Raw genomic sequence first — 11,997 nt, forward strand, 5'->3', positions numbered from 1 at the left:
ACGGTTTCGCGGCGCCGAGGTTGCTTCTGCTGTGGGCGCCTGCGACATAGGTGCAACGGTCAGCCACAGCCTAAGCGGCTAATATGGCAGTTCAACGCTGTCGATTGTCCGGGATTTCCGCTTTATGCAAACTGCTTATACCGTCCTGATCCTGCTGATGCTGGTCAGTGTCTCGCGCCTGGTGGGACGGGTGATTCCGCTGCCGTTGCCACTGGTGCAGATTGCCGCCGGTGCCTTGCTGGCCTGGCCGACCCTCGGCCTGCACGTGGCCCTTGATCCCGAACTGTTCCTGTTTCTGTTCCTGCCGCCGCTGCTGTTTTCCGATGGCTGGCGCATGCCCAAGCGCGAATTGTGGCGCCTGCGCGGGCCGGTGTTGACGCTCGCGGTCGGGTTGGTGCTGTTTACCGTGGTCGGTGCCGGCTACTTCATTCATTGGCTGCTGCCGACGATTCCCCTGCCGGTGGCTTTTGCGCTGGCGGCGGTGCTGTCGCCGACCGACGCCGTGGCGGTCTCGGCCATCGCGCAAAACCGTTTGCCCACGCCGCTGATGCACATGTTGCAAGGCGAGGCGCTGATGAACGATGCGTCAGGCCTGGTGACTTTCAAGTTCGCGCTTGTCGCGGCGATCACCGGGGCATTCTCATTGGCCAACGCGAGCCTGACCTTCGTGCTGGTCGCGGTTGGCGGGCTGGCGGTGGGTGTGGCGCTGAGCTGGCTGGTCGGCCGGTTGCGCGCCTGGATGATCGCCCGGGGCTGGGACGATCCGGCGACCCACGTGGTGTTCATGTTGCTGCTGCCGTTTGCCGCTTACGTGCTGGCCGAACGGCTTGGCGCGTCGGGCATTCTTTCGGCGGTGGCGGCGGGGATGATGCAGAGCTGGCTCGATCTGCTGCCGCGCCAGACCAGCACCCGTTTGCTCAACCGCAGTGTCTGGTCGCTGCTGGAGTTCGCCTTCAACGGTCTGATCTTCCTGCTGCTCGGTCTGCAATTGCCGGACATCATTAAAGCGGTGGTCAGCCACGAGACCTCGTTGTGGCCGACCCTGTTCTATCGCTGTCTCGATGTGGTGGCAATCTTTCTGGCGCTGGTGCTGTTGCGCTTCATCTGGGTGCAAAGCATCTGGCGTTTGTCGGTGCTGTTGCGGCGGTTGCGCGGCAAGGGTGAATTGACGCAGGTGCCGACGGCTCGTTCCTGCTGGTTGTTGACCGTCGGTGGCGTGCGCGGTGCGGTGACGCTGGCAGGTGTGATGTCGGTACCGATGCTGATGGGCAGTGAGGCGTTTCCCGAGCGTGATTTGCTGATCTTCATCGCCGCCGGGGTGATCCTGTTGTCGCTGGTGGCGGCCTGTATTGCGCTGCCGTTGCTGTTGCTGTTGCGCGGCATCGAAAAGAGCCCGGACGACAAACGCCGTCAGGAAGTGCGCGACGCCTGGCGCAAGACCGCCGAAGCGGCGATCCATGCGCTGGAGACCGAAGAGGTCAACCCGCAGGACGCCGCGCAAGCCGCGCTGGCGGCGGAGCTCAAGGCCCGGATCATGTCCGAGTACCGCCATCAACTGGAGGTGTTCAATGATTCGGCCGAGGCCCAGGCGCTGGCGTTCCAGATGGATCTGCTGGAGCGCCGCCTGCGACTCAAGGCGCTGCGCGCGCAACGCCTCGAGTTGTACAGCCTCAGTCGTCAGCACCAGATCGGTGATGACGTGCTGCGTGAAGTGTTGGGGGAACTGGATTTGAGTGAAGCGAATCTGGGGCAGGTCAAGTAATCGCATTGACTTGTCCCGTGCTGGTTACGCCGTTTGTGCAACGGGGTAGGGATAGGCCTTCGCCATGAACGCCTTGTCCTTTTCACTGAGCACCAGATTCAGATCAATCTTGAAGTCGCCGTGGGTCCAGCTCTGACGTACAGCGTAATGCATGATCGATTTCGGATCGTAAGGCGAATAGTCGAAATCGCTGGCGTCGAGCAGGTTGAAGTACTGTTCATCGACAGATCGGCGGGCGTAGTCGTCTTCGTCGGCGTTTTCGTCCACCCCGTGTGCAGCGTACACCGCAGGCTTGTTCCAGGGGATGTTTGACTCAGGGTGCAGGTGCTCATGTTCGGCACCCAGTGCATGCCCGAACTCGTGCATCACATTGGCGGCGAAAAATGTCGGAGTGCGCAGATCGGGCGAGAGCCGCATGGTCGGACCTTCCTCGACCAGCAGGGCATTGTTTCCGATCACCGACCAGTAGATCCCTGGCTCACTGCTGATACGAATATCCCCCGACTCTCCTTCGACAAAATCGAACTTCAGATTGATGTGAGGTAGCCAGTTGCTCGCTGCCGCTTTGACAGCATCCTTGAACGCCTGGTTGCCACTCAGGAAGGCGATGCGCAATGTCTGGCCCGGCATCCAGAAGTGGGCCGGTTTGCCGATCGCGCGTTTTTTGCGGGTGGATTCGTTAGGTGTTTGATTCATGTTCAAGTGTCCTTACTTGCAGGGAATAACTAAAGGGTCCCGGAGTTGGATGTGGCCGGGTGGTGAAGAAGTTAGTGAAGGTCGTGAACTTGTGAAAGTTGTTTGATGTAAGGCAGTGTGTTTTCAGTTGAAGTTCGCCAGGCGTTGCACCTGGCGAACTTTGTCGTTTTCAGTGTCCGAATTACTTTGGATATAGCAGCTTCATCAACTGTTTGTCTTTTTTGCTGATCTTGCGGTTTGTCGGAACTTCCCAGTTGCCGATCGTCAGGGCGTTCGATACAGGGTGATGCATGATCGAGCGCTTGTCGTAGGCGGTATAAAGCGCATCCAGCGTATCGAAGGGCGCGAACAGGTTGCGGTCGACCTGTTCGCGGGTCAGCGGATTCATTTCCCGATTCTGATAAAACGCGTACACCTTGGGTTTATCCCATGGGATATTGGCTTGTGGGTGCTGATGCTCATGCATGGCGCCCAGCGCATGGCCGAACTCGTGCATTACGATGACCTCGAAGTCGGCGTGGTCCGGCTTGACGCCCAGGTTCATCGTCGGATGGTCGGGATGTATCAACAGGGCATCGGTGCCCAGCATCGAACTGTTGTTATTGTTTTGGGTGGCGATGCGGATATCACCCTTAAGATCGTCGACGAATTCAAACTTGAGGTTGATATAGGGCAGCCATTTGCTGGCGGCATTGATAATCCCTGTTCTGCGGGCGGCGTCGGGTGCATCCATGAAGGCTATTTTCAACGTGCGACCATTGGCCCAGAGTTTCGAGTAATTGACCACCGAACGTTTGCGGCGAGAGCCGGGTGTGCTTTGGGTGCCGGCATTTGTCGGGTTCTCGTTGATAGCGGCGGTGTAAGCGGCCTGATTGTCAGGCCACTGAATCAGTTGGCAATCCAGAAGTTCTTTCATTGTTTACTTCTTCCATGAAGTTGAAGATCGGTTTTGGGTCATGCGCACAAGGGCGCGACTCAAGACTAACGTCTGGCTGCGCAAAGACGAGATAAGAAAAACGGAGGAAGTGTTGCGTGATGTTTGACCACCCGTGCCGGATTGCCCGGCACGGGCGTTAATGCATTACTTGTGGCGCAGGACGAAGTCGCGAATGCGCTCGGCCGCTTCGACGCACTCGGCCAGTGGCGCAACCAGTGCCATGCGCACGCGCCCGGCCCCCGGATTGACGCCATCGACGTCACGGGACAGGTACGACCCCGGCACCACGGTCACGTGTTCTTCGGCAAACAGATCTCGGCAGAACGCGGCATCGTCACCTTGCACATTCGGCCACAGATAGAAGCTGCCATCCGGACGCTGCACGTCCATCACCGGGCTGAGGATCGCCAGCACGGCATCGAACTTCTCGCGATACAGCGCTCGGTTGGCACGTACGTGCACTTCGTCATTCCACGCGGCGACGCTGGCCAGTTGGGTCTGAACCGGCATCGCGCAGCCGTGGTAGGTGCGATACAACAAAAAGCCTTTAAGGATGTCGGCATCGCCGGCAACGAAACCGGAGCGCAGGCCCGGCAGGTTCGAGCGCTTGGACAGGCTGTGGAACACCACGCAACGCTTGAAATCCTTGCGACCCAGTTCGGCGCAGGCGCTGAGCAGACCCGGCGGCGGGGTCTGCTCGTCGAAGTACAGCTCGCTGTAGCACTCGTCGGCGGCAATCACGAAGTTGTACTCGTCGGCCAGGGCGATCAGCTTTTTCAACACATCGACCGGAATCAGCGCGCCGGTCGGGTTGCCCGGCGAGCACAGGAACAGGATCTGGCAGCGTTTCCAGATGTCCGGCGACACCGCGTCGAAGTCCGGGTTGAAGCCGTTCTCGTCCAGGCACGGCAGGTAATGCGGCTTGGCCCCGGCGAGGAACGCAGCGCCTTCGTAGATCTGATAGAACGGGTTCGGGCTGACGACCAGCGCGTCGTCGCCACGGTTGACCACGGTCTGGGTGAAGGCGAACAGCGCTTCACGGGTGCCGTTGACCGGCAGCACGTTGCGCGCCGGGTCGATCCAGCCGCTCGGCACGTTGAAGCGACGCTCGCACCAGGCGGCGATGGCTTCGCGCAGAGCCGGAATGCCGAGGGTGGTCGGGTACACCGCCATCTGATCCAGATTGTTCGCCAGCGCCTCGGCGACAAAGCTTGGCGAGCGGTGCTTCGGTTCGCCGATGGACAGCGCGATCGGGCGCTTGTCCGGGTTTGGCGTGACGCTGCCGAGCAGGGCGCGGAGCTTTTCGAACGGGTAGGGCTGAAGCTGGGACAGAGCGTTGTTCATCGGTGCTGGATCTCGTGCAAAGCGGTTGAATCCGGGCGCGCAGTCAAATGCTGATGCGCGACAGTTTGATATCGGGTTCCTGATTGACGCTCAACTGTTCGACGATGGCATCCTGCAAACGGCTGCACAGCAGCGGGTCGGACAGCGGTTGATTGTGGGCGTCGGTGATGAAGAACACGTCTTCCACCCGCTCGCCCAGGGTGGCGATCTTGGCGTTCTGCAGCGACAGGTCGAACTCGAGGAAAATCCCGCCGACTCGAGCCAGTAGGCCCGGACGATCCGGCGCAGTGAGTTCCAGCACCGTCACCGGGCGCTGGGCATCGTTGTGGATCGTCACCTGCGGGGCGAACGCGAAATGCTTGAGCTGGCGCGGCACCCGACGCTGGATGATCGTCGGGTAGTCGGCCGGGTTGCGCAGGGCTTCGGTAAGACCATCGCGAATCTGTTTGACCCGGACCGGATTGTCGCCGATCGAGTCGCCATCGGTGTCGAGCACGATATAGGTGTCGAGGGTGAACTGGCTGCTGGATGTGATGACCCGGGCGTCGTGAATGTTCAGGTTGAGCTGGTCCATCGCGGCCACGGTCACGGCGAAGAAGTCGTGCTGGTCCGGCGCATAGATGAATATCTGCGTGCCGCCCTCGAATTCGCGCTGGGTGGTTTCCTTGATCAGCACCAGCGGACCGCCGTCGGCCGGTTGCTGGAGGATGGCGTCGGTGTGCCAGGCCACGTCGCCGGCGGTGTGACGCAGGAAGTAGTCGTCGCCCAGTTGCGCCCACAATTGCTCGACGTCATCCGGATCGGTGCCGCCGCGTACCAGAATGTCCAGCGCTGCGCTCTGGGTCTGGCGGATCTGCTCTTCGCGATCCACCGGATTCTCCAGGCCACGGCGCAGGGCGCGCTTGGTTTCGGTGTAGAGCTGACGCAACAGGCTGGCACGCCACGAGTTCCACAGGGTCGGGTTGGTCGCGTTGATGTCGGCCACGGTCAGCACGTACAGGTAGTCGAGACGGGTTTCGTCACCGACCGCCAGGGCGAAGTCATGGATCACCTGCGGGTCGGACAGGTCCTTGCGCTGGGCGGTGGTCGACATCACCAGGTGATTCTGCACCAGCCACACGATCAGACGGCTGTCCCACACCGGCAGTTGGTGCCGCTGGCAGAACGCCTCGGCATCGACCGCGCCGATCTCCGAGTGATCGCCATGCCGGCCCTTGCCGATGTCGTGATACAGGCCCGCCATATAAATGAGTTCAGGCTTGGGCAGTTTCGCCATGAGCTTGGCTGCCAGCGGGAATTTCTCCGACACCTGGGTGTACTGCAACTTGCGCAGGTGTTTGATCAGATTCAGCGTGTGCGCATCGACCGTATAGATGTGGAACAGGTCGTGCTGCATCTGCCCCACGATAAAGCCGAACTCCGGCAGATAACGCCCGAGGATGCCGTAACGGTTCATCCGCCGCAGGTTGCGGTGGATGCCGATCTTGCACTTGAACAGTTCGATGAACAGGCTGGTGTTGCGGATGTCGTTGCGGAAGTTGTCGTCGATCAGGTGACGGTTTTCCCGCAGCAGGCGAATGGTGTCGGCGCGCACGCCTTTGATTTCCGGCTGCTGGGCCATCAGTACGAAGATCTCGAGCATGGCGAACGGCGTGCGGCGGAACACATTGTCGTTACGAGCTTCGATGTAGCCGTCGTGCAGCTGGAAGCGCGAGTTGATCGGCTGCGGCGGCGCTTCGTCTTCCGGCGCGAGGATGACTTCTTCGAAGTGCTGGATGATCAGGTCGCTGAGCTGGGCGATGCTCATCACCACCCGGAAATACTGCTGCATGAAGTTTTCGACGGCCTGTTTGGCGTCGTCGCCCTCAAAACCCAGCAGTCCGGCAATGGTGCGCTGGTGATCGAACAGCAGACGGTCTTCAGAGCGACCGGCCAGCATGTGCAGGGCGTAACGCACCTTCCAGAGAAATTCCTGGGAGGAGGCCAGCAGGGCGTTTTCACTCTCCACCAGGAAGCCTTCGCCGGCCAGGGCGCGCAAGTTCAGGGTGCCGTACTGACGACGGGCCACCCACAGAATCGTCTGAATATCCCGTAGTCCGCCGGGCGAGCCTTTGACGTTGGGTTCCAGGTTGTATTCGGTGTCGTTGTATTTGTGATGGCGAGCCTTCTGCTCGGCGCGTTTGGCCAGGAAGAAATCCTTGCTCGGCCACATGTGTGCGGTGCTGGTGACGTCGAGCATGCGCTGGCGCAGGCGCTCGGGGCCGCAGATGGTGCGGCTTTCCATCAGGTTGGTGACCACCGTCAGGTCGGCGCGGGCCTCTTCGGCGCACTCGTCGACCGAGCGAACGCTCTGACCGACTTCCAGGCCGATGTCCCACAGCAGCGTCAGAAAACGCTCGATGGAATCGCGGAAAATTTCGTGGTCGGCGCTGTCCAGCAGGATCAGCAGATCGATGTCGGAGTAGGGGTGCAGCTCACCGCGACCGTAGCCGCCGACCGCGACCAGCGCGATATCGGCGTCTTCGCTCCAGTCGAACTGGTCCCAGGCCTTTTGCAGGATGTTGTCGACGAACCAGGCCCGGTCTTCGATCAGTCGCCGGATATCGCGACCGGCCCGAAAACGTGCATCGAGCACCTCGCGGGCCTGGCGGATCGCCTTCTTGAACGCCGCGATGGGACTCGCTTTCAGGGCCAGTTCAGCCTGGAACTGGCCGCGGTCGAAAAGTTCGGGATCCACCTGCGGCATCGATTGGCTTTCCTTCTATAGGCTGGGAACGGTGTCTGGAATCAGGCCGAGATGCGCGGAATGGTGTCGTCGCTGCGCAGGGTGAAGATCTCGTAGCCGGTGTCGGTGACAAGCAAAGTGTGTTCCCACTGTGCCGACAGCTTGCGATCCTTGGTGATCGCGGTCCAGCCGTCGCCCAGTACTTTGGTGTCGGCCTTGCCCTGGTTGATCATCGGCTCGATGGTGAAGGTCATGCCGGCTTTCAGTTCCATGCCGGTGCCGGCGCGGCCGTAGTGCAGGATCTGCGGCTCTTCGTGGAACACCTTGCCGATGCCGTGGCCGCAGAACTCGCGCACCACCGAGAAGCCGTTCTTTTCCGCGTGCTTCTGGATGATTTCGCCGATGTCGCCGAGGCGGCAGCCGGGTTTGACGATCTCGATCGCCTTGTACATGCATTCCTGGGTGACCTGGGACAGGCGTTCGGCCCAGACCGGTACGGTGCCGACGTGGAACATGCGGCTGGTGTCGCCGTGGTAGCCGTCCTTGATCACGGTGACGTCAATGTTCAGGGTGTCGCCGTTTTTCAGCGGCTTGTCGTTCGGGATACCGTGGCAGACCACATGGTTGATCGAGGTGCAGATCGACTTCGGGTAGCCCTTGTAGTTGAGCGGGGCGGGGATGGCCTGCTGCACGTTGACGATATAGTCGTGGCAGATCTGATTCAGCTCATCGGTGGTCACGCCCGGCTTGACGTGCTCGGCAATCATTTCCAGCACATCGGCGGCCAGTTTGCCGGCGACACGCATGCCAGCGATGTCCTCGGGGGTTTTGAGGGTGACGGTCATACAGGCTCTCTCTGCGCTCGGCGGCGCTTGCTGATACGAACAGGGGCGCAGCTGTTGATTTGGCGGCCCCGAAAAACGCGATTCTAACAGACCGAAGGCGCAAATCCGCGCCTGCGTGCATCGCTTCTCTCTATACAATGCGGTGCATTGTCCCGATTCCAAGGGGCTGGCGCGCATGTCCCTGACGCGATTGCAGATTCCGGGTTCCGTTTGCGTCGTCCCTGTGGTATAAAATGCGCCGCTTTCCGGGGATAGCCCCGAGAGCATTAACCCACACACGTGTCGACACGATGGCCTGGGTGCCTTTGATCCTCGGATCAATGGTTGGTCATTGGGATGCGTGGAGGCCCAACCCGACTTATCAAGGAACTATCATGTCCCAAGTCAACATGCGCGATATGCTGAAGGCCGGTGTGCACTTCGGTCACCAAACCCGTTACTGGAATCCGAAAATGGGCAAGTACATTTTCGGCGCGCGTAACAAGATTCACATCATCAACCTTGAAAAAACCCTGCCAATGTTCAACGAAGCTCTGACTTTCGTAGAGCGTCTGGCCCAGGGCAAAAACAAGATTCTGTTCGTCGGCACCAAGCGTTCCGCTGGCAAGATCGTTGCTGAAGAAGCAGCACGTTGCGGTTCGCCGTACGTCGATCACCGCTGGTTGGGCGGCATGCTGACCAACTTCAAAACCATTCGTGCTTCCATCAAGCGTCTGCGTGACCTTGAAGTACAAGCCGAAGACGGTACTTTCGCCAAGCTGACCAAGAAAGAAGCGCTGATGCGCACTCGCGATCTTGAGAAGCTGGATCGCTCCCTGGGCGGCATCAAGGACATGGGCGGTCTGCCAGACGCACTGTTCGTGATCGACGTTGACCACGAGCGCATCGCGATCACCGAAGCCAACAAGCTGGGCATCCCGGTCATCGGCGTTGTCGATACCAACAGCAGCCCGGAAGGCGTTGACTACATCATCCCAGGCAACGATGACGCAATCCGCGCTATCCAGCTGTACATGGGTTCGATGGCTGACGCAGTAATCCGCGGTCGCAACAACGTTGCTGGCGGTACTGTAGAATTCGCAGCTGAAGAAACTCAGGCTGCAGCTGAGTAATTGACGCCCTGGCGTTGACTCAGTAAGCAAAAAGGGGGCTTGGCCCCCTTTTTGCCACCTCGAAAACCATTTGTCGGCAGCGCAGCTACAGCATCTGTAACGTGCAGCGGCTACAAGGTGGCTCGGGAAGAATTGAACGCCCGTTCGATCGGGTGGAATGGTTGAAAACCTATCCAAGAGGAATTTGAAAATGGCAGCAATTACTGCAGCGTTGGTCAAAGAACTGCGCGAGCGTACCGGCGAAGGCATGATGGATTGCAAGAAAGCCCTGGAAAAGGCTGGCGGCGACATCGAAAAAGCCATTGATGACATGCGTGCTTCGGGCGCCATCAAGGCAGCCAAGAAAGCTGGCAACGTTGCCGCTGAAGGCGCTATCGCCATCAAGGACGACGGCAAGGCTGCCGTTCTGATCGAAGTCAACTCGCAGACCGACTTCCTGGCTCTGCAGGACGACTTCAAAAACTTCGTTGCTGCCAGCGTTGACAAAGCATTCGCTGACAAGCTGACCGACGCAGCTCCGCTGATCGCTGCTCAAGAAGCCGCTCGCGAAGCGCTGGTTGCCAAAGTAGGCGAGAACGTGAACATCCGTCGCCTGGTGCGCGTAGAAGGCGACGTAGTCGGCACCTACCTGCACGGCAACAAGATCGGTGTTGCTGTTGTCCTGAAAGGCGGCGACGTCGAGCTGGCCAAAGACATCGCGATGCACGTTGCTGCAAGCAACCCTGAGTTCCTGCTGCCTTCGCAAGTCTCCGACGAAGCGATCGAGCGTGAAAAAGCTGTGTTCCTGCAGTTGAACGAAGAAAAAATCAAAGGCAAGCCAGAAAACATTGTTGAGAACATGGTCAAAGGCCGTATCAGCAAGTTCCTGGCAGAAGCGAGCCTGGTTGAGCAGGCGTTCGTCAAGAACCCTGAAGTCAAGGTTGGCGAACTGGCCAAGAAAGGCGGCGCTGAAATCGTTTCCTTCACCTACTTCAAGGTAGGCGAAGGCATCGAGAAGCCGGTCGACAACTTCGCTGAAGAAGTTGCTGCCCAGCTGGCTGCCGCCAAGCAATAAGACGGTTTTTCAACTGTCGCCCGAAAGAGGCTGCCCGCTCACGCGCGCAGCCTCTTTTCAGATAGGGTTACCAATTTTAATTGGTTTCCCCTTGGAACTGACTTACAAAGCCATGTTCCGATGGCGCTGAAGCAGCGCCAAGCTAGAGTGAACGCCAGCTGTAAACAGCTCGCAAAGAATTTTTAAAATACGCCGCAGGAGAGATTCGCAATGGCTCAGCAGGGCAGTGGTTATCAGGCTCGCTATAAACGCATTCTACTCAAGCTTAGCGGCGAGGCCCTGATGGGCTCGGAAGAGTTCGGGATCGATCCGAAAGTGCTGGATCGCATGGCGCTGGAAGTCGGCCAGCTGGTCGGTATCGGCGTCCAGGTCGGTCTGGTAATCGGCGGTGGCAACCTGTTCCGCGGTGAAGCCCTGAGCAAGGCCGGCATGGATCGGGTAACGGGCGACCACATGGGCATGCTGGCCACTGTGATGAACGCCCTGGCCATGCGCGACGCGCTGGAGCGTGCCAATATCTCGGCCATCGTGATGTCGGCCATTTCCATGGTTGGCGTAACCGATCACTATGACCGTCGCAAGGCCATGCGCCACCTGAACTCCAAGGACGTGGTGATTTTCGCGGCCGGTACCGGCAATCCGTTCTTTACCACGGATTCGGCAGCCTGCCTGCGCGCCATTGAAATCGACGCGGACGTCGTGCTCAAGGCGACCAAGGTCGATGGCGTCTACACCGCTGACCCGTTCAAGGACCCGCATGCCGAGAAGTTCGATCATCTGACATACGATGAAGTACTGGATCGCAAGCTGGGTGTAATGGATCTGACGGCTATCTGCCTGTGCCGCGATCACAAGATGCCGCTGCGCGTATTTAACATGAACAAGCCGGGTGCCCTGCTGAACATCGTGCATGGTGGCGCTGAAGGCACTCTGATCGAGGAAGTCCAACAATGATCAACGAAATCAAGAAAGACGCTAAAGAGCGCATGACGAAGTCCGTCGAGTCTCTGGCTCACAACTTCGGTCGTATCCGCACCGGTCAGGCGCACCCGAGCATCCTGGAAGGCGTGATGGTGCCGTACTACGGCGCTGACACCCCGATCAAGCAAGTGGCCAACATCACCGTCAAGGACGCTCGTACCCTGCAGGTCGTTGCGTTCGAGCGCAACATGCTGGGCGCCGTCGACAAGGCCATCGGCAGTGCAGGTCTGAACCTGAACCCGACCAACCTGGGTGAACTGCTGCTGATCAGCATGCCGGCCCTGACCGAAGAAACCCGTCGCGGTTTCACCAAGCAGGCCCGTGACGTGGCGGAAGACGCCCGTGTCGCGGTGCGCAACATCCGTCGCGATGCCAACAGCTCGCTGAAGGATCTGGTCAAGGAAAAGGAAATCAGCGAAGACGAAGAGCGTCGCGCCACTGGCGAAATCGACGATCTGACCAAGAAATTCGTGGCTGAAATCGACGCTAAGCTGGCCGAGAAAGAAAAAGACCTGATGGCCGTATAAGGGTCGAGCTTTAA

10 protein-coding genes are annotated in these 11,997 nt (G+C 59.4%); 5 read left to right on the plus strand and 5 right to left on the minus strand.

Annotation, left to right across the window (positions count from 1 at the left end; genetic code table 11):
- Positions 1-124 precede the first annotated feature (124 nt).
- Positions 125-1,762: a Na+/H+ antiporter gene (locus KJY40_RS06665; RefSeq protein ID WP_230735718.1), complete on the plus strand. Its 1,638-nt coding sequence runs from the start codon at positions 125-127 to the stop codon at positions 1,760-1,762.
- Positions 1,763-1,786: 24 nt separating this feature from the next.
- On the opposite strand, the gene KJY40_RS06670 is transcribed toward KJY40_RS06665, so the two are convergent.
- The 5 genes from KJY40_RS06670 to map form a co-directional block, all read right to left on the minus strand.
- Positions 1,787-2,458, minus strand: a complete 672-nt coding sequence (locus KJY40_RS06670) for a zinc metalloprotease (protein WP_230735720.1) — start codon at positions 2,456-2,458, stop codon at positions 1,787-1,789.
- A 181-nt stretch (positions 2,459-2,639) separates the two neighbouring features.
- The gene (locus KJY40_RS06675; protein ID WP_230735722.1) at positions 2,640-3,374 is read right to left on the minus strand and encodes a M12 family metallopeptidase; all 735 of its coding nucleotides are present in this window, start codon (positions 3,372-3,374) and stop codon (positions 2,640-2,642) included.
- Positions 3,375-3,539: 165 nt separating this feature from the next.
- Positions 3,540-4,739, minus strand: coding sequence for a succinyldiaminopimelate transaminase (gene dapC / locus KJY40_RS06680; RefSeq protein WP_230735724.1), 1,200 nt, complete (start codon positions 4,737-4,739; stop codon positions 3,540-3,542).
- 43 nt (positions 4,740-4,782) lie between these two features.
- Positions 4,783-7,485 (minus strand): [protein-PII] uridylyltransferase, encoded by a 2,703-nt coding sequence (locus KJY40_RS06685; protein ID WP_007954768.1) that lies wholly within the window; start codon positions 7,483-7,485, stop codon positions 4,783-4,785.
- A 41-nt stretch (positions 7,486-7,526) separates the two neighbouring features.
- A complete protein-coding gene (gene map, locus KJY40_RS06690; protein ID WP_039769663.1) occupies positions 7,527-8,309 on the minus strand; it encodes a type I methionyl aminopeptidase in 783 nt (260 codons plus the stop codon).
- Between the two features lie 374 nt (positions 8,310-8,683).
- On the opposite strand from map, the gene rpsB reads away from it, so the two are divergent.
- The 4 genes from rpsB to frr all read left to right on the plus strand — a co-directional run bounded on the left by rpsB (position 8,684) and on the right by frr (position 11,983).
- Positions 8,684-9,421, plus strand: a complete 738-nt coding sequence (gene rpsB / locus KJY40_RS06695; RefSeq protein ID WP_008052780.1) for a 30S ribosomal protein S2 — start codon at positions 8,684-8,686, stop codon at positions 9,419-9,421.
- A gap of 190 nt (positions 9,422-9,611) precedes the next feature.
- Entirely contained in the window at positions 9,612-10,475 is an 864-nt protein-coding gene (gene tsf, locus KJY40_RS06700; RefSeq protein WP_230735726.1) for a translation elongation factor Ts, read from the plus strand.
- Between the two features lie 210 nt (positions 10,476-10,685).
- The gene (gene pyrH, locus KJY40_RS06705) at positions 10,686-11,429 is read left to right on the plus strand and encodes a UMP kinase (RefSeq protein ID WP_011332683.1); all 744 of its coding nucleotides are present in this window, start codon (positions 10,686-10,688) and stop codon (positions 11,427-11,429) included.
- Complete coding sequence (frr, locus tag KJY40_RS06710; protein WP_230735728.1) at positions 11,426-11,983, plus strand: ribosome recycling factor; 558 nt, start codon at positions 11,426-11,428, stop codon at positions 11,981-11,983. Before pyrH ends, frr begins: the two co-directional genes overlap by 4 nt.
- Positions 11,984-11,997 lie beyond the last annotated feature (14 nt).

It is taken from the genome of Pseudomonas fitomaticsae, from assembly GCF_021018765.1.
In the GTDB taxonomy this organism is placed as follows: domain Bacteria; phylum Pseudomonadota; class Gammaproteobacteria; order Pseudomonadales; family Pseudomonadaceae; genus Aquipseudomonas; species Aquipseudomonas fitomaticsae.

Bases quoted from the DNA above. Each gene is read 5' to 3' on its own strand.
- KJY40_RS06665 (WP_230735718.1), top strand. From the start codon at position 125: ATGCAAACTGCTTATACCGTCCTGATCCTGCTGATGCTGGTCAGTGTC.
- KJY40_RS06670 (WP_230735720.1), bottom strand. From the start codon at position 2,458: ATGAATCAAACACCTAACGAATCCACCCGCAAAAAACGCGCGATCGGC.
- KJY40_RS06675 (WP_230735722.1), bottom strand. From the start codon at position 3,374: ATGAAAGAACTTCTGGATTGCCAACTGATTCAGTGGCCTGACAATCAG.
- dapC (WP_230735724.1), bottom strand. From the start codon at position 4,739: ATGAACAACGCTCTGTCCCAGCTTCAGCCCTACCCGTTCGAAAAGCTC.
- KJY40_RS06685 (WP_007954768.1), bottom strand. From the start codon at position 7,485: ATGCCGCAGGTGGATCCCGAACTTTTCGACCGCGGCCAGTTCCAGGCT.
- map (WP_039769663.1), bottom strand. From the start codon at position 8,309: ATGACCGTCACCCTCAAAACCCCCGAGGACATCGCTGGCATGCGTGTC.
- rpsB (WP_008052780.1), top strand. From the start codon at position 8,684: ATGTCCCAAGTCAACATGCGCGATATGCTGAAGGCCGGTGTGCACTTC.
- tsf (WP_230735726.1), top strand. From the start codon at position 9,612: ATGGCAGCAATTACTGCAGCGTTGGTCAAAGAACTGCGCGAGCGTACC.
- pyrH (WP_011332683.1), top strand. From the start codon at position 10,686: ATGGCTCAGCAGGGCAGTGGTTATCAGGCTCGCTATAAACGCATTCTA.
- frr (WP_230735728.1), top strand. From the start codon at position 11,426: ATGATCAACGAAATCAAGAAAGACGCTAAAGAGCGCATGACGAAGTCC.